The following is an 18,056-nucleotide window of genomic DNA, read 5'->3' as shown; positions in this document are numbered from 1 at the left end:
AGAAATTAAAAAAAGAGAATAAAAAGAAACGAGTTTCTCGCACATAGTCCCGAAGCATCGGGATGTTTTAATGCAAAGTGAAACGTCTTTTTAAGCTATGAAAACTATGTCTCTATGTGTTTAATTTTTTCACACAGATTAAGTATTTCTATTTTTCAGAAATCTTTTTAATTCTTTAATCTGTGGCTAAAAAAACTTTGCAAACCTAGATCAAAAATGTTGTCTATAGGTATTAAAATAAAGCCAACAAGTGAAATTACATATTTCATTAAAAATAATTAGTAAGTATGAATAAAGTTAGTTTTTTCAGTTTAATTCTAGGGTTTGCATTACTGGCAACAGCGTGCAAATCCGGAGTTAATTCCCCAACAAAAAATACCGGTACAGTAGAAAATCTGCTGAATACACGATACAAAATGCTATTGGATTATCCTGTTGATTCGATGTCAATGCCGAGAAGTATGACCATCAAAACAGATCTTATCAAAAAAGTTCCGTCGAGAGATTGGACAAGTGGTTTTTTTGCTGGAAATCTTTGGCAATTATATCGACTTACCGGTAACGCTGAATATAAAAAACAAGCGGAAAAATGGACGCCTTTTAGTAAAAAAGAAAGCGTAAACAGAAACTCTCACGATGTTGGTTTTAAAGTTTATTGCAGCTATGGAGAAGCTTTAAAAGTAGAAAACAAACAAGAATACAAAGACGTCATCATTAAAGGAGCTGAAACTTTATGCACTCGTTTTGATGCGAAAGTGGGCGCCATTCGCTCTTGGGATTTCAACAAAGAAATTTGGGATTATCCTGTGATTATTGACAATATGATGAATCTTGAATTGCTTTTTGAAGCCTCTAAATTATCTGGGAACAAAAAGTATCAGGATATAGCAATCAAACATGCCAATACAACTTTAAAAAATCAATTTAGAGAAGACAATAGCTGTTATCATGTGATCGATTATGATCCTAAAACCGGCGCTGTCAGAAAAAAAACTACACTTCAGGGATATAATGATGATTCGGTTTGGGCACGCGGACAAGGTTGGGCAGTTTATGGATTTACAATGTCGTATAGATATACCAAAGATCCTGCTTACTTAAAACAAGCCGAAGCAACTGCACAATTTTTTATAAACAATAAAAACCTGCCTGAAGACGGAATTCCGTATTGGGATTTTAAGGATCCAAGTATTCCAAATTCAGCACGTGATGTTTCTGCTGCAACTGTGATGGCTTCAGCTTTGTATGAGTTATACGGTTATACCAAAAACAAAACTTACTTGGCTTTCGCCGATAAAGTAATTGCGTCTTTACATTCAGATAAATACATTTTAGATCCTAAAGTAAATGCGCCATTTATTTTAGATCACAGTACAGGCAACTGGCCAAAACACGACGAAATCGACGAACCAATTATCTATGCTGACTATTATTTTCTGGAAGCATTATTAAGGAAAAAGTAATTAATAAGGTTCAAAGGTTCAGAGATCCAAAGCGACAAAGGTTTTTAGCCTTTGAAACTATGAGCCTTTGAAACTATGTACCTCTGAACCTTTGCAACTTTAAGCCTTTGCACCTAAAAAAACCTTTATGATCTATGAAGAACCGACTGCACCACTATAATACATTTTCTATTTTTTCACTTTTTGTTTTTTTTCAAATTTGTCTGAGCAGCAGTTTCGCTCAGACAAAAATGAATATCAATGAAAATTGGCAATATTTAGAAAATAATACTTCAAATCTTAGCGAAGCACAAAAAGCCATAAACTGGGCTTCTTTAAATTTACCGCACACCTGGAATGCAGAAGATGCAACCGATTTAAACCCGGGTTACAGACGTGATGCAAGTTGGTATCAAAAGAAACTGAATATTGCTAAAATCGATCAAAACCAACGTTATTATCTCTATTTTGAAGGATCAAATGTAACTACGAAGGTTTATGTTAACGGAAAAGAAGCCGGTGGACACATTGGCGGTTACATTGGTTTTACAATTGATATTACTAATTTTATCAAAGAAGGAAACAACGAAATTTTTGTACGGGTTGATAACAGTTATGATATTGAAATCATTCCGTCTCAAAAAAGCGATTTCTTTATTTATGGCGGAATAACCCGAGATGTCTGGTTATTGTCTAAATACAAAAATCATATTGAGAATTTAAAAATTACAACTCCTGAAGTTTCAGCTAAAAAAGCTTCTTTGAGTATTATTGCTTCTACCATAAATCTTGAAAACACAAAAGACCTGTCTTTAACAGTGATTCTTAAAAATCCGAAAGGAAAAAAGATTGCCAGCAAAACAATTCCGGTTGCTGATAAAACAACAACTATTAAATTTGAGAATCTTAAAAATCCAGAATTATGGGATACTCAAAAACCCAATTTATATCGCGTAACAGCTATTTTATCAGAGAAAAATCAAATTAGGGACAGCGTTAACGAAAAAGTAGGTTTCAGATGGTTTGAATTTAAAGATCACGGTCCTTTTTACCTCAACGGAAAACGACTATTGATTCGTGGTACACATCGTCATGAAGAACAAGCCGGAGTTGGCGCTGCGATGAGCAATGCACAACATCGCGCTGATATGGAATCAATCAAAAAAATGGGAGCCAATTTTGTTCGGTTGGCACATTATCCGCAAGATCCTGAAATTTATAAAGCCTGTGATGAATTGGGACTTTTAGTTTGGGATGAATTGCCTTGGTGTCGCGGCGGTATTGGCGGTGAACTTTGGCAAACGAATACTAAAAATATGCTGGCCGAAATCATCAATCAAAACTACAATCATCCAAGTATTATTATTTGGTCTTTGGGTAATGAAATGAACTGGCTTCCTGATTTTCCTGACGGAGATAATACAGCAAAAACAAATGTATTCCTGACTGAATTAAACGACATCGCTCATAGAATGGATCCAACCCGAAAAACAGCCATTAGAAAGTATTATGAAGGCTCGCAAATTGTCGACGTTTTCTCCCCTTCTATCTGGTCTGGCTGGTATTCAGGAAGTTATAAAAACTATCAAAAAGCAATTGATGTTTACAAAAAAGAATACAAACACTTTATTCATGCCGAATATGGAGGAGACAGTCACGTTGGCCGTCATAGCGAAAACCCGATTACAGGCGAAAATATCATAAAAGCCGAAGGTTGGGAAGAAGCAATTGTGCAAACCAAAGTGGCTAATATTGCACAAATTGGCGATTGGAGTGAGAATTATATCGTTGATTTATTTGACTGGCATTTGCATATATCCGAAAATGATCCACAGTTTGTGGGCAATATTCAGTGGGCATTTAAGGATTTTGCAACGCCTTTACGTCCGGAAGATGATATTCCGTACATGAATCAAAAAGGACTTGTGGATCGAAACGGGAATCCAAAAGATGCTTATTATGTTTTTAAAAGTTATTGGAGCGACGAACCTTTTACTTACATCGAATCGCATACCTGGACAGAACGTCAAGGGCCTGAAAATACGCCACGAACGCTAAGCGTTTTCAGCAATTGTCCAAAGGTTACTTTATTTCATCAGGGAAAGTCACTTGGAGAAAAACAGAGAAATCTTTCTCTTTATCCCGCAAATGGTTTAACTTGGGATGTCAATTTTTTTAAAGGTGAAAATGTTTTGATTGCCATTGGAGAAACGAAAGACGGCAAAAAGGTTTCTGATACTATTAAAGTAAATTATCGTTTCAATAAAAATGATACCGCAACGGCATTACAACTGTCTTACGAAAAATTAAAAAACGGTAATTATCTGGTAACAGCAATTGCAATTGACAACAATAATTTACGTTGTCTTGATTATGAAGAAAGTGTTTATTTTCAATGCTTAAAAGGCGGAAAAACCATGAAAAGTCAGGGAACTCCAACTGGAAGTGAATCTATAAAAATGGCAAACGGTAAAGCTTCAATTGAAGTGGTTCCTGATAGATCTGGGATTCCGATTGAAATGACGGCATTAAATCAAAGTTTTAAAGGAGAATATTTGAAGATTACGAATTGATTGAAAGCTAGATTTTTTTTAGTCACAGATTAAAAGGATTATAAAGATTTTTGTTTATCACGCTTTGATGTATAGTTTGTCATTTCGACGGAGGAGAAATTACACTCGTAGCTCGACAAAGATTATCGACATTGTTTACGGAATTTCTAGTGTGATTTCTCCCTTCGGTCGAAATGACAAAAATGAGTGCAAAAAATAACAATCCTGAAGTTTCGGGAGCAAACTAAAAACTCAATTATGAAAAATACAATCTTTTATGGAGCTGCTTTAGTATTGACAAGTTTTGCAGCAAATGCACAAGTAACATTAAATGCTGATGGTCCTGACGGAATTGGAACCTATGAATTAATTACAAATGCATTGGCACCCGGAACAGTAAACGGAGCTATAGAAGCGCCAGATGCCATTCACCCAAGTTTTGGACCGCACATCGCTGAAGTTTTTGATACTGAATTGAATAAATATGTTTTTGAATTTTATTCTCACGTCAGCAACACACCTCCGGATAATAAACCTGTGGCAGGAAAAACAGACAGACAGCGTGTCGAAATAAAATCGTACGCACCTTCTCCTGATAATTTAAAGGGAGTAATTGGCGAAACGGTACAATACAAATGGCGTTTTAAAGTTCCTGTAGGATTTAAACCAACGACAAGTTTTACGCATATCCATCAGGTTAAAGCTGTGGATGGCGATGACGACGATCCGCTTTTTACTTTAACTTTAAGAAAATTGTCTAACGGCGGAACAAAATTAGAATTGATTTATGATAAAGATGCTGCAGCTGCAACTATAAAATATCTAAACCCAAACATGTCTTTGTTTGAAGGAGTTTGGGTTGAAGCGACAGAAACTATCAAAGTAGGTTTACAGGGGACATATGCTATAACAATAAAAAAAGTAAGCGACGGAGCCATTTTAATGGATTATAGCAATCCTAATATTCAAACTATTCGTCCTGCCTATACTTCGGCAACTGGCGTTGTTTATGCAGCAAATTCTTTTATTAGACCTAAGTGGGGAATTTATCGCAGTTTGGCCGACATCGCGAATATGAGAGATGAAGCCATGCGTTTTTCGGATTTTAGTATTGAAGAATTGACTACTTTATCTACAAAAGATCATTCTCTTGAAACAATTCAATTTCCAAATCCTGTTGCCGATAAACTGCAACTTTCAGAAGCTATTTTAAATCAATATACAGGATTAAAGATTTATGATAATATTGGTAAGCAAGTGATTTCTAACGATACACTTTCTGAAAACATTAATGTATCGACTTTAAAATCGGGGCTTTATATTGTTAAATTCAAGAAAGGAAATACAACTTCAAAAGGCATAAAAATGATTAAAAAATAAATAATCCCAATGAAAAAATTACTAACCTCATTACTATTAATCTCATCCATTTTTGGATTTACGCAAAACCTGATTTCAAATGTTTCAAATCGAAATACAACTTCTTTAAACGGCGTTTGGAATTATATAATAGATCCTTATGAAACGGGGTTCTATAGCTTTCATCACGATCAATATGACAAGCAGGAAAAGCCATCAAACGGTGCTTTTTTCAAGAATTATCATGCGGTTAACAAACAGGAACTGGTAGAATATGATTTTGATAAATCTCCAAAAATCAATATTCCGGGAGATTGGAATTCACAAGTTCCGGAACTTAAATATTACGAAGGAAATGTTTGGTTCAAGAAATCTTTCGATTATAATTTAGCAGCAAAAAAACGTCTTTTTGTATACTTTGGAGCAATTAATTATAAAGCGGATATTTATTTGAACGGGAAAAAACTGGGAACTCACGAAGGTGGTTTTACACCTTTTAATTTTGAAGTCACCTCGATCATTAAACCAAAAGACAATTATTTAGTTGTAAAAGTTGACAACACACGTCACAAAGAAGATGTTCCGACTATTAATACGGATTGGTGGAATTATGGCGGAATCACGCGCGATGTTACTTTAATCGAAGAAAATGAATCGTTTGTTGAAGATTATAATATTCAACTTAAAAAGAATAATACAGCTTTAATTTCGGGCTTTATTAAAATCAATAATTTTGCTTCGGCACAAAATGGAGTTACAATTTCGATTCCTGAATTGAAAATTAATTACAAAGGAAAAATTGGATCTGACGGAATTGCAAACTTCGAAATTCCGGCGAAAAAAATCTCTTATTGGTCTCCGGAAAATCCAAAATTATACGATGTTACAATTGATTATAACGGACAAAAGTTAAATGATAAAATAGGTTTTAGAACGATTGAAACGCAAGAAGATAAAATTCTATTAAACGGAAAACAGATCTTTTTACGCGGCATTTCTATTCACGAAGAAAATGCTAAAGGCGGACGCGCAAACTCTGAAGAAGATGCTTTGCGTTTATTAAACTGGGCAAAAGAATTGGGTTGCAATTATGTACGTTTGGCTCATTATCCGCATAACGAAAACATTATCAGAGAAGCCGATAAAATGGGCTTAATGGTTTGGGAAGAAATTCCGGTTTACTGGACGGTTGAATTCACAAATAAAGACACCTACAAAAATGCCGAAGATCAACTGACCGCAGCAATTACAAGAGATAAAAACAGAGCCTGTATTATTATTTGGTCAATGGCAAATGAAACTCCGGTTTCTGACGCCAGAAATACTTTTATTAAAAATTTAGTCGATCACACTAAATCTTTAGATAATACAAGATTAATCAGCGCAGCATTATTAACTAAAAATGAGACAATCAATGACGAAATTGGCCAATATTTAGACCTTATTTCATTCAATCAATATTTAGGTTGGTACGGCGGGAACTTAGAAGATGCCGAAAAAATAGTATGGAAAACAAAGTATAATAAACCTGTGATCGTTTCTGAATTTGGCGGAGATGCAAAACAAGGATTTCATGGAGAAAAAAATGAACGCTGGACAGAAGAGTATCAGGAATATTTATACATTCAGAATTTAAAAATGATCGAAAAAATACCACATCTTAGCGGTTTAAGTCCGTGGATTTTGGTCGATTTTAGATCTCCAAAACGATTACTTCCGGGAATTCAGGACGGATATAACCGTAAAGGTTTAATTTCAAATGATGGTAATAAAAAGAAAGCTTTTTACATTATGCAGGATTGGTACGCCAAAAAGAAAAAAGACAATAAAAATTAAGAACTGTTACCAATTCATTAACAAAAAACAAACTGTAATGATATGATTTTTCTTCATTATTAACTTACTTTGTAGTTATTCTAAAAATTGTAATCCTATGAAAAAATTAAGTTTACTGGCAGTTACTTTATTTGCTGCCTTTACAGTTCAAGCACAAGAAGTAGTGAAATTCGCTCCATTAGATGCAAGTCCGGTTGATATTGCTTATTTTCCAAATAAAGCAGTTAAATTTAAAAAAACGGATAATCCTTCACCGGTAATTAAGGTTATTTATGCAAGACCATCTGCAAAAGGACGCGCTATTTTTGGAGATTTAATTAAGTATGGAGAAGTTTGGAGAGTTGGTGCAAACGAAAATACTGAAATCAAATTCTACAAACCGGTTACAATTGATGGTAAAAAAATTCCGGCAGGAACTTATAGTTTATTTGCTATTCCTGAAAAAGACAAATGGACCATTATTATTAATAAGGAAATTGATTTATGGGGAGCTTATGCCTATGACGAATCTAAAGATCTGGTAAGAGTAAGTGTTCCTGTTAAACCGGTATCAAATGTAATTGAAGCTTTGTCAATTGCTTTTACAACTCAAGGTTCTGTTGCAAATTTGGTAATTGGCTGGGATAAAACAACTGTTGAAGTTCCAATCACAATCAAATAATACTTTAGCTATAAAAATAAAAAAGCCGTTTCAAAACAAATTTGAAACGGCTTCTTTTTTTAATCAATAGAACAGATTACAACCATCAAAATTTAAATCAAAATCAATTATTTAATTTCAATTAATTTTGGCTCTTTTTGTTTTGTTTCTTCCTTTTTAGGAATGCTTAAACGCAACAATCCATTTTCATAGTGTGCATTTATATTATCTTCATCTGCAACATTTTTTGGCAATTCAAAACTTCTTTGGAACGATTGATAACTAAACTCACGACGAGTATAAGTATCGTTTTCTCCTTTATCTTCTTTTGTAGTTGATTTAGTGCAGGATATTGTTAGTAAATTGTCATCAAGCGTAACATTAAAGTCTTTTTTATCAAGTCCCGGAGCAGCAACTTCAACTTCGAAATTCTTATCTGTTTCTTTGATATTTATTGAAGGCACAGTAGTGCTGGTAGAAGAAAAGTTACTGTTTTCCCAGTTAAAAAGTTCTCGATTTAAAAAATCGTCAAATAATCTCGGAAATGATTGAGAACGGTTTTCATTTTTTCTGATACTTAACATAATTTCTACTTTTTAAATAGTTATACATTAATTATTTTTCCCGACTAGTTTAAATACAAAATAAATACCAAACGGTTAAAACTGACATTTTTTCAACATTCAAACAACTAAATATTAGCTTGATATGAAAAAATGTCAGTTTTTAAAATACGCTAAGATTAAGCGATTATAAATTTGTTTATTTTTTTTAAAGAGTTATACTTTGTATGATGAAGTTTTGTATTTTTATAGGAAAGAAAGTACTTAATTTTTAACTTAATCAATAAAGCAAATGGGAAAATTTGTAATTACTAAAAGAACCAACGGCGAATTTCAGTTTAATTTAAAAGCTGGAAATGGTCAAACCATTCTTACTAGTGAAGGATATACAACAAAGGCGGCATGTACAAACGGAATTGAATCAGTTAAAACCAACTCGCAGGATGATGGCCGTTTTGACAGAAAAGAATCAAGCAACGGAAAACCGTATTTCAACTTAAAAGCAAGCAATGGTCAAATCATTGGTTCGAGCGAAATGTATGAAAGTGTATCTGCAAGAGAAAACGGAATTGAATCAGTTAAAAAAAATGCAGCTGACGCAACCACAGACGACCAGACGGTATAAAAAGTATTTTGTATTATAAAAAATACATCTAAAAATGCTTAAATCATAAAACCCTTAAACTATTATTTAGTTTAAGGGTTTTTATTTAAAATCTATTAATGAAGTTATATTTTTACCTTCAACATTAAATTTTCAATTTTAGAATTTGATATCTCAGGATTTGCTCCCGGTGCCTGAGCAACTAAAGCTCCCACTGCACACGCAAAATCGATAGCGGTTTGTGGTGCTTTTCCTGTCAATAAAGATGTTATTAGAGCCGCTAAAAACGAATCGCCTGCTCCTACTGTATCGGCAACTTCAACAGGATATCCACCATTTTCGTAAAGTTGTCCTTCCCACATTAACAAAGCCCCGTGCTTGCCTTTAGTCACACACATGGTAGTCACTTTTGTTTTTTGTGCAATGAAGCGCATATTATCTTCAAGACTTGTAAAAGACGAATTCATTGCTGCAGCAATCTCTAACAATTCTTCATCATTAAACTTTATAAAATTGGCTGAATGCATTAATTGTTCCAGAATTTCGTACGAATAATGAGGCTTTCTTAAGTTGACATCAAAAACCTTATAAGCTTTTGTCTGGAGCAATTCTTCCAGAGACTGTCTTGATACTTGATCTCTGCAAACTAAACTTCCGTAAATTAAAACATCGGCATCGGCAACTAATTTCTTGGCAAAATCATTCAATACAATTTTATCCCAAGCCGATGGATAACTGATTTCATAACTAGCAGAACCACGTTCATTTAGTGTTACGTTTACTAATCCGGTTGGAAAATCTTCTGTTTGCATAATTGCATTCGTTTCAAGTCCCAAACTTTTTACCTGATCGATAATCGCTTTTCCATCTTCATCTTTTCCTACGCAGCTAATCATGGCTACTTCGCAACCTAATGTTTTCATACGCAAAGCTACATTTAATGGTGCTCCGCCAATCTTTTTTTCATTGGCAAAAACATCCCAAAGTACCTCTCCATAAGCTACTGCCTTAAGATTTTTTCCGTTATTCATTCTAAAATTGTTTTATATTAATGTTATTCTGGTTGTGTAATCTGAAGGTTTGAAAAAGTACTATTTTGCCCTTCAGCAATCAATCCCCATTTATTCTTGTCTCTTCCGTAAATACGATTCGTTAAAGCCGTTTTTCCGTTAAAGTAAAGTACAACAACGCTTCCCTCAGTAATTATTTCAATATCATATTTTGTGTTGACCTGAAATTGAAATGGTATTCTGGTTACTTCCTGCGATGCCGAATTATAACCTATAATTTTACTTTTTGATACATCAAAAATGATCTTGTAAAAACTTCCGGTATCATTGGTATGAAAAACAAATCCCGACGTTCCTGACGCATTTCCTAAAGTAACCTCAGCTTTTATTTTGGCTTTTTTACCTACCGTTTTAAACGTTACTATCACTTTATTCGTTACACCGGACAAGGCATAATTTCCTGAAGTTGCGGTTACATTTCCTGAAGTTGCGTCAACTTCGGCGGTTACTTTTTTAGAAAATAAATCCTTTACTTTTTGTGGTGCCTGAGTTCCTAAAGTTCCATCTGAGTTTTGTATTAACTCATGAATGACCATATTTCCGGCCCAGTCTTTATTTCCTAAATCATTTTCCGGAGTTTTTCTGGCATTCCATCCAAAAACATATCTTTTATTGCCATCTGAAGCTGTTTTTCCGGCATAAAAATATTCCCCGTCAATCATATCATTTTCCGGCTTATTCCAAGGTCCATTTATTGATGAAGACATTCTGTAATGTGTTCCTTTATTGCCACTCCAGTTTTCAGAAAAAACTAAATACCAATAACTCCCCATTTTAAATACATCCGCACACTCCATCATCAAATAATTATCCTGTGGAGTTGTGGTATAAATTGGCGCCTGAACATCCCATTTTCCTGAAGCGGGATCTGTACTTGTAAAATGCAATAAAACGGCTTTTCTGCCCGGTTCTGTCTGCGTACTTACCAACATCGAATACTTTTTCAACTCATCATTATAAAATACATGTGGATCTCTAAAATCATAATTATAATATCCGGTTGGCGCAGTGATTTTAAACGAAGGAACTTTTTTCCAGTTTTTCAAATCAGTACTTGTAGCACACAATACACTTTCTCTTGCATTTGACTGCACAAAAGCAGGTGTCTCATTATGTCCAGTGTAATAAAAGTAATAAAGATTACCGACTTTTACAACTGATCCTGTGCCAATTGCAAAATCAGGATCAGTAGTTTTTCCAAATGGAATCATTTGACCTTCGTAGGTAAAATGAGCCAAATCGGTACTTAAATATTCATGAATATCGTGAAAACCTTTTCCGGCAGGTTTATTCTGTGCATCATGAAGAAAGTAAACATGGAATTTTCCATTGTCAAAAAACGGCATAATATCTCCTGTATAACCCGCACTATAATACGGCTCATTTCCTCCCATCCATTGTGAAGGCGGCACAGGAAAAATACTGGCTATTTCAGAATTGCCACCGGAAATTGAACCTCCAATGTAGGTATCTTCCTGACTGCACGAAACAAGCGAAAAGAAAATGGAAGCTATCGTTACTATATTTCTATATTTCATTTTAATTGAATTCAAGGTAGATTAATTTTTAGCCAAATAATTGATACTGTTTTGTGTCAAAAGCTTGATATTATTGATGAATTCGTTAGACTGACTTGGAACTCCGCTGCTATTAGCTTCATTGTACCAGTCGTATGCTCCCATCGAAATCACGATCACATTTTTATCTGTTCCTGTTTTTGGAAATTCTGCAATTGTAACTCTTCCATCAAGGTTATTATCCCAAGCTTCACTCGCTAAGTTGGTTCCTCCTGTTTGGTTTCTCCAACCTTCTCCGTTAACATAGCCGCCCCATTCCGGTACAAACCACCATGCGGTATGATTTAAACGGAAAGTTCCGCTTTGCAGTAAATTAGCTTTTCCAGCTTCATAAGTGACTAATCCTTGAAAAATTGGGTGATTCTCGTGCCCAACAAATGACATTCCCCAAGAGCTTCCATCAACAAATCCGTTGGGAGGAAAATCTCCAAAAACATTATTCGGTCCTTTACCTGAAGGAACAATTCCTAACGCATCTACATATTGAGAAGCAAAAGACGTCAAAAGTAAATTTCCTCCGTTGGATCTAAAATTCTTCAAAGCTGTTGTTACTGCCGGATTGTAAGCTACCGAAGGTAAGTTAGCAGCCGAATCAAAATGCCACCAAATTACATCTACGTCACTTAAACCGGCACCATTTTGAATACTATTAAATGAAATGTATTTTGCTCCGCTAAAAGTTGCAAAGAACCAGTCTGCGGCTGTAATTTCATCCATATTTGTAATTTCGGCTCTTGTTGCGGCTGTTCCTAAAAAGGCCACAACTAAACCTGTTACAGGTACACCAACATTAGCAGTATAATTCACGCTTTTTCCATTAGACGTTACCACGAAAGTTACCGGATTACTAAAATCAATTGTTGCTCCTGAAACAGGCGAAATCGAAACTCCTTCGGTCAATTCGATTACTGGTTTCAAGGCTTTCAAATTTGTATCTTCAGGTAAAGTCATTATGATGGTTTTGTTTACATCGTTGACTGTTGCTGTAACTCCATTGATTTTAAAACTCTTAATCGGACTTAAAACGACTACCGTAACTGTATAATCTTTAAATAAATTACCGTTTATAACTCTAAAAGTCACCGGATTTGTAAAATTGATTGGTGTTGTTACCTCTAGATTTGATGTTGCTCCATCCTCTAAAACAATTTCCGGCGTTACAGCTTTTATGTCTGATCCGTAAGGCATCGTCACATTAATTTTTCCTGTTTTCTGATCGATTTCTCCTGTTACTCCTTTTATTTTAAAAGAAGTAACATTAGATGGTGAATTGACATCAAAACCGCCATTTTCAAAACTATTTTCGCAGGCAGTAATCATAAAAACCATTGTCAATATCAAAGACACTTTGGTCCAATTTTTATATATAAATTTTCTCATATTGATGTTCTTAAAATAGATTAATAACCTGGATTTTGTTTGTATAATCCCTGACTGAAATTAATTTGCTTCAACGGAATCGGGCAATACTCTTCTTTATGAGCATCAAAAAAGGCATCCTGATAATACGTACGTTTTGTTTTTTCTCCTGCATAAAAGTCATTCATTACCTGATCTGTAACACCCCAACGAACTAAATCGAAGAAACGGTTTCCTTCCATCGCCAATTCTAAACGGCGTTCGAAGCGCATGGCTTTACGGGCAAAATCTTGTGTCCAGTTGCAATTAACTCCATCAACATAAGTATTTATTTTAAAGTTGTTTACGTACGGAAGTCTTCCTGTACTTTGAGCAGCTCTTTCTCTAATTTGATTGATTAACGGTAAAGCTTCAGATTGTCTTCCTAATTCAATTAAAGCTTCGGCACGCATCAAAATCACATCGGCATAACGAATTTGAATTCTGTTTTTTGAATTTCCATAAAACGGATCAATATTCACCACACAACTACAACTTGGAGCTACATTTTCTTTTAATGAAGCAAAATAACCGTACGTTCCCGGAGATCTTACCCAAGCTTCAACATATAAAAATTCAGGATCATATTTATATGGCAATCCTGGCATTGCAACGGTGTGATACAATCTTGGATCAACTGTATTGGCATTGATATTTTTATAATCAAAATCCTGATTGTTAAACGTATCAAATTCAGGTAAACCATTCGTTCCTGTTTTAAAAGCATTTACCAGGTTTTGACTTGGTTTATGAAAATCACAACATCCTAAACCTTGAGGAGTCGAAAGAACATCTGAAAAATTTAATCTTCCGTATAAAGTTCCATCGTTATCTGAAAACTGAATCGAGAAAATTGATTCTGCACCATTTTCAAAAGTTCCAGGCAAAAAGTTATTGGCAAAATCCGGTTCTAAACTTGCCTTTCCAATTACTTTATCTGTCGCTGTAATTACTTCTTGTAAATGTTGCTGATTAATTCCTGTAACTTTATAAGTCTCATCTTGTGTGTAAGCCTGATACAAACGTGTTTTGGCTAAATAAGCATTAGCAGCCTTTTTAGTAGCACGCCCAACTTGTGGCTGAACTTCCGGCAAATTATCGGCTGCAGCCTGAAAATCTTCCGCAATTTTATTCCAAAGTTCTTCGTTTGAAAGTGCCTTATTTGAAATGGTTTTATAATCCTCAACCGGAATATCTTCTGTGATGTAAGGAACATTTCTGAACATAATTTTAAGCATAAAATAGAAATGTCCTCTCACGAAACGCATTTCGGCCATACGTGTTTTCTTTAATGGATAGTCGGCTTCTGAAATTTGTTCTAATGCTTTCAACGCTTTATTCGCTCTGGAAACTCCAACATAACTGATGTACCAAAAAGAATCTAGCTCACCAAAATCAGGTCTGATATTATTAGAAACTTCAAAAAAGTGAAAATCCTGAATATCGTTAGTTCCGCTTCCGCCTTTGTAAGCGTCATCTGAACGAACATTTCCAAAAGGCCACAAACTGTAAGGCGAATCATAATGGTCGTTTCCTAATTGTGCGTAAGCGGCATTCATGAATCCTTCTATTGATTGTGGTGTCACAATATCTTCTTCAGATAAAACGCCACGCGGATCATTCTCCAAAAAATCAGAACAGGAAGCAAAGGTTCCAAGTACCAGAAAAGCTGTTATATATAGTAATTTTTTCATTTTTTTTGATTTAATCTTTATTATAAAGTAAAATTAAGACCAGCTGTAAAAGTGGTTGGCTGCGGATATCCAAATCCTGCATTTTCAGGATCTACACCAGTAAAACTTTTTGCATCAATGATCAATAAATTTTGTCCGCTGATGTAAAATCTAAAGCTATCGAAATTCAATTTTTTCAATAAATCTTTTGGCAAACTGTATCCAAATTGCAAAACACGCAGTTTAAGATAACTTCCGTTTTCTACATAATAAGTAGAGAATCTTGATTCTGCATTTCTGTCTACGGTTGTTAAAGCCGGAATTGTAGAGTTCGGGTTATCTAAAGACCAAGCATTTAACAAGCGAGTTCCTTTGTTAGAACCTACATCATCTACACTCCAAAAATCAGTTTGATATTTTGTGTTATTAATTACGTCAACATTACTTGCTCCTTCCCAGAAAGTAGTGAAATCGAAATTTTTATATCCTAATCCTAAATTAAATCCATAAAGCAAACCCGGGTTTGGGTTTCCAATCCAAGTACGATCTTTGTCTGTAATAGTTCCGTCTCCATTCAAATCTTTATAACGAATTCTACCAAGGCCTTTTCCTTCCTGATTGGCCGAATTATCTACTTCGTCCTGACTTTTAAACAATCCGTCAGTAACATAACCGTACATCGAATTAATTGGACGGCCTAAAATATTATCGTTTAATCCGTCGCCGCCGTAATTATTTTTTACTTCATCCGGCAATTGTGTAATCTTATTTTTGTTTGCAGAAACATTAGCCGAAATATCATATTTCAGTCCAAATGAAGTTTCATCGTGATATCCTAAAGTAAATTCCCATCCTTCATTTTGCATCGAAGCACCATTTACCCAACGATTTCCACCTTCGCCAATTACGCCCAAATAAGGCGGTAAAACCAAAATATCTTCCGTTTTCTTGATGTAATAATCAACAGATCCGCTTAACTTTTGTTTGAATAATCCAAAGTCCAAACCAATGTTGGTTTGCGTAGTGGTTTCCCATTTTAAATCATCATTACCAGATTGCGTTGCGATAAAACCAGACGGAAGCAAGCCGTTTCCGTTTCCTGCAATATCGTAAGCGGTACCATAAGAAGTTGCCCAAGTTGGACTTCCGCCCGCATAACTTGCCAAATAAAGACTGTAAACCGCAGTATTACTAATTTCCTGATTTCCGGTTTGTCCCCATCCTGCTCTTAATTTTAAATCAGAGAAAACAGGAGCATTATTTTTGATGAAATTTTCATTACTGATTCTCCATCCTGCCGAAACCGCGGGAAAGGTTCCGAATTGATTGTTTTTTCCAAAACGAGACGAACCATCACGACGAATTGTTGCCGAAACTAAGTAACGATTATCAAACTCATAGTCTGCTTTTCCAAAATAAGAAAGCAATGAATAGGTTGTCGATGTTCCGCTTGTAAACGATTCTCCCGTTCCTGCATCAGGATACATATAATCCGGTGTTTCGATCAAAAAGTCGTTTTTGCGCAAAGTTGTTGTATCGTAAATGTCTTTGTACATCTCGGTTCCTGTCATTAAATTTAAATTGCTTTTTCCGAAATTCAAACTATAAATTGCCGTGTTTGTCCAAGTCCATTTATCACTCACCGATTGGTCAATTGTAACTGATGTTTGATCATTTTGCAAATACCCGGATTGGTAACTTCTTTGTAAAGTGCGTTTTTTATATGATCCGTAATCAATACCAAAACTACTCTTGATATGAAGATTTTTGATAATTTCTAAATCGGCATACATATTCCCGAAAAGACGTAAATAATCGTATTTATTGTCTTTATTATATTCTAAAAGACGAACCGGATTTTGTCTGTCATTCATTCCGCCAACAGGCCCGCCCCAGCCTTTTCCGTCGACAGTATGTACCGGAATAATTGGCAAAGCACGAAGAGCAGGATCCAGAACTCCGGGATCTGTAACTTCATTAGTACGATTGAAACTAAAGTTTTCGCCGATAACTAATTTGCCGTCAAAATACTTGTAAGAACTGTTCATTCTGGCAGAAATTCTTTCAAAATCGGTTGTTTTTACAACACCCTCATTTCCATAATATCCTAAAGAGAAAACATAACTTCCTTTATCAGATGCATTAGAAACCGATAAATCATAAGAGCTTGCGATTCCGGTTTGCGAAATTGCGTCGTACCAATCTGTATTTGATGCTTTCAGAGTCTGATTGGCATCTAAGTATTCCGGAACCAAAACTTTGTTTAATTGCGGTTTATTATTGTTTACCGACCAGTCAAATTGGTAACGAAGGTTATTGGCGTTCGGGTTTAATCCGTCGTTAATATTTGCCTGCCATAAAGCCTGACCAAATTGATTTGCATTTAATACTTCTTGTTTTCTTGAATAATTAGAAATAGAAGTATAAGTGCTGAAATTAATTCTCATTTTACCTTCTTTTCCTTTCTTGGTCGTAATAATAATTACACCGTTTGAAGCGCGAGAACCATAAATACTTGCCGAAGAAGCATCCTTTAAAACCTGAATTGATTCAATATCATTCGGATTTAATTCGTGCATTCCTGATTTAGTTGGCATTCCGTCAATAACATACAGAGGATCTGTGTTGTTTAAAGTTCCAACTCCACGAATAACCACTTTAGTATTTCCTCCACTTGGAGATCCATCAGATGAAATTTTCACCCCGGCTACTCTTCCTTGTAGTGCTTTAATCGGATTTGGTTCCGGTTGTTTCATGACTTCCTTCATGTTCACAACGGCAACAGCTCCGGTAATATCTGTTTTCTTTTGTTTTGAATATCCAGTTACAACAACTTCATTGAGCTGATTGTTATCTAGTTTTAAAGTGATACTAAATGTTTTTTGCCCTTTAACAGCAATAGATTGCGGTGCATATCCTATAAAAGACACAACAATTGTGGCATCTGAATTTATTTCGTGGAAAGAAAAATTTCCATCAAAATCTGTTACCGTACTTGTATTGGTTCCGGAAATGAGTACAGTTGCTCCCGGTAGCGGCATTCCGTCATCTGACGAAATCACCGTTCCTTTAATTCCTCCTTCCTGTGCCGTCATAATCAGCATCGGAAAAAAGAAAAACAGAAAATAAAAAAATTTGGTTTTCATAGTTAGTGGTTTTGTTTTTAATTTATATTTAATTGGTTAAGTACAAGATTGCTCAATTCGATCACGTCATAAAAAATTTTGTTTAACACATAGAAACATAGTTTTCTATCTTTTGAAAGAGAGTAGAAAGAAACTCGTTTCTCGCACATAGTCCCGAAGCATCGGGATGCTTTTAAACAAGTGAAACGCCTACTTT

At 35.0% G+C, this 18,056-nt stretch carries 12 protein-coding genes; 6 read left to right on the top strand and 6 right to left on the bottom strand.

Annotated features, from left to right (window positions below; all coding sequences use genetic code 11):
- Positions 1–287 precede the first annotated feature (287 nt).
- From ACHRVZ_RS12305 to ACHRVZ_RS12285, 5 genes are all read left to right on the top strand, one after another.
- Positions 288–1,463 carry a glycoside hydrolase family 88 protein gene (locus tag ACHRVZ_RS12305; protein ID WP_395422779.1) on the top strand — a complete coding sequence of 392 codons (1,176 nt, stop codon included), beginning with the start codon at positions 288–290 and terminating at the stop codon, positions 1,461–1,463.
- Positions 1,464–1,693: 230 nt separating this feature from the next.
- Positions 1,694–4,015 (top strand): glycoside hydrolase family 2 TIM barrel-domain containing protein, encoded by a 2,322-nt coding sequence (locus tag ACHRVZ_RS12300; RefSeq protein WP_395422777.1) that lies wholly within the window; start codon positions 1,694–1,696, stop codon positions 4,013–4,015.
- 237 nt (positions 4,016–4,252) lie between these two features.
- Complete coding sequence (locus ACHRVZ_RS12295) at positions 4,253–5,374, top strand: T9SS type A sorting domain-containing protein (RefSeq protein ID WP_395422776.1); 1,122 nt, start codon at positions 4,253–4,255, stop codon at positions 5,372–5,374.
- A gap of 9 nt (positions 5,375–5,383) precedes the next feature.
- A complete protein-coding gene (locus ACHRVZ_RS12290; protein ID WP_395422775.1) occupies positions 5,384–7,189 on the top strand; it encodes a glycoside hydrolase family 2 protein in 1,806 nt (601 codons plus the stop codon).
- A gap of 97 nt (positions 7,190–7,286) precedes the next feature.
- Positions 7,287–7,850 (top strand): DUF2911 domain-containing protein, encoded by a 564-nt coding sequence (locus tag ACHRVZ_RS12285; RefSeq protein ID WP_395422774.1) that lies wholly within the window; start codon positions 7,287–7,289, stop codon positions 7,848–7,850.
- Positions 7,851–7,957: 107 nt separating this feature from the next.
- Here the strand turns inward: ACHRVZ_RS12285 and ACHRVZ_RS12280 are convergent, their stop codons facing one another.
- Complete coding sequence (locus ACHRVZ_RS12280) at positions 7,958–8,413, bottom strand: Hsp20/alpha crystallin family protein (protein WP_395422773.1); 456 nt, start codon at positions 8,411–8,413, stop codon at positions 7,958–7,960.
- 271 nt (positions 8,414–8,684) lie between these two features.
- Between ACHRVZ_RS12280 and ACHRVZ_RS12275 the strand changes: the two genes are divergently transcribed.
- Positions 8,685–9,017, top strand: a complete 333-nt coding sequence (locus ACHRVZ_RS12275; RefSeq protein WP_395422772.1) for a YegP family protein — start codon at positions 8,685–8,687, stop codon at positions 9,015–9,017.
- Between the two features lie 104 nt (positions 9,018–9,121).
- Here ACHRVZ_RS12275 and ACHRVZ_RS12270 read toward each other — a convergent pair whose 3' ends face one another.
- Genes ACHRVZ_RS12270 through ACHRVZ_RS12250 form a run of 5 tightly spaced genes read right to left on the bottom strand, consistent with a single transcriptional unit; the run spans position 9,122 to position 17,860 of the window.
- Entirely contained in the window at positions 9,122–10,027 is a 906-nt protein-coding gene (locus tag ACHRVZ_RS12270) for a carbohydrate kinase family protein (protein ID WP_395422770.1), read from the bottom strand.
- A 23-nt stretch (positions 10,028–10,050) separates the two neighbouring features.
- Positions 10,051–11,604 (bottom strand): glycoside hydrolase domain-containing protein, encoded by a 1,554-nt coding sequence (locus ACHRVZ_RS12265; RefSeq protein WP_395422769.1) that lies wholly within the window; start codon positions 11,602–11,604, stop codon positions 10,051–10,053.
- A gap of 21 nt (positions 11,605–11,625) precedes the next feature.
- Positions 11,626–13,023 (bottom strand): DUF4960 domain-containing protein, encoded by a 1,398-nt coding sequence (locus tag ACHRVZ_RS12260; protein WP_395422768.1) that lies wholly within the window; start codon positions 13,021–13,023, stop codon positions 11,626–11,628.
- A gap of 20 nt (positions 13,024–13,043) precedes the next feature.
- Complete coding sequence (locus ACHRVZ_RS12255) at positions 13,044–14,735, bottom strand: RagB/SusD family nutrient uptake outer membrane protein (protein WP_395422767.1); 1,692 nt, start codon at positions 14,733–14,735, stop codon at positions 13,044–13,046.
- 20 nt (positions 14,736–14,755) lie between these two features.
- Complete coding sequence (locus ACHRVZ_RS12250) at positions 14,756–17,860, bottom strand: SusC/RagA family TonB-linked outer membrane protein (RefSeq protein WP_395422765.1); 3,105 nt, start codon at positions 17,858–17,860, stop codon at positions 14,756–14,758.
- Positions 17,861–18,056: the final 196 nt, after the last annotated feature.

It is taken from the genome of Flavobacterium sp. FlaQc-57, assembly GCF_044007395.1.
Taxonomy (GTDB): Bacteria; Bacteroidota; Bacteroidia; order Flavobacteriales; family Flavobacteriaceae; genus Flavobacterium.
The sequence above is the reverse complement of the archived record's forward strand: the minus strand, read 5'-3'. Positions and strand labels throughout refer to the sequence as shown.

Bases quoted from the DNA above. Each gene is read 5' to 3' on its own strand.
- ACHRVZ_RS12305 (WP_395422779.1), top strand. From the start codon at position 288: ATGAATAAAGTTAGTTTTTTCAGTTTAATTCTAGGGTTTGCATTACTG.
- ACHRVZ_RS12300 (WP_395422777.1), top strand. From the start codon at position 1,694: ATGAATATCAATGAAAATTGGCAATATTTAGAAAATAATACTTCAAAT.
- ACHRVZ_RS12295 (WP_395422776.1), top strand. From the start codon at position 4,253: ATGAAAAATACAATCTTTTATGGAGCTGCTTTAGTATTGACAAGTTTT.
- ACHRVZ_RS12290 (WP_395422775.1), top strand. From the start codon at position 5,384: ATGAAAAAATTACTAACCTCATTACTATTAATCTCATCCATTTTTGGA.
- ACHRVZ_RS12285 (WP_395422774.1), top strand. From the start codon at position 7,287: ATGAAAAAATTAAGTTTACTGGCAGTTACTTTATTTGCTGCCTTTACA.
- ACHRVZ_RS12280 (WP_395422773.1), bottom strand. From the start codon at position 8,413: ATGTTAAGTATCAGAAAAAATGAAAACCGTTCTCAATCATTTCCGAGA.
- ACHRVZ_RS12275 (WP_395422772.1), top strand. From the start codon at position 8,685: ATGGGAAAATTTGTAATTACTAAAAGAACCAACGGCGAATTTCAGTTT.
- ACHRVZ_RS12270 (WP_395422770.1), bottom strand. From the start codon at position 10,027: ATGAATAACGGAAAAAATCTTAAGGCAGTAGCTTATGGAGAGGTACTT.
- ACHRVZ_RS12265 (WP_395422769.1), bottom strand. From the start codon at position 11,604: ATGAAATATAGAAATATAGTAACGATAGCTTCCATTTTCTTTTCGCTT.
- ACHRVZ_RS12260 (WP_395422768.1), bottom strand. From the start codon at position 13,023: ATGAGAAAATTTATATATAAAAATTGGACCAAAGTGTCTTTGATATTG.
- ACHRVZ_RS12255 (WP_395422767.1), bottom strand. From the start codon at position 14,735: ATGAAAAAATTACTATATATAACAGCTTTTCTGGTACTTGGAACCTTT.
- ACHRVZ_RS12250 (WP_395422765.1), bottom strand. From the start codon at position 17,860: ATGAAAACCAAATTTTTTTATTTTCTGTTTTTCTTTTTTCCGATGCTG.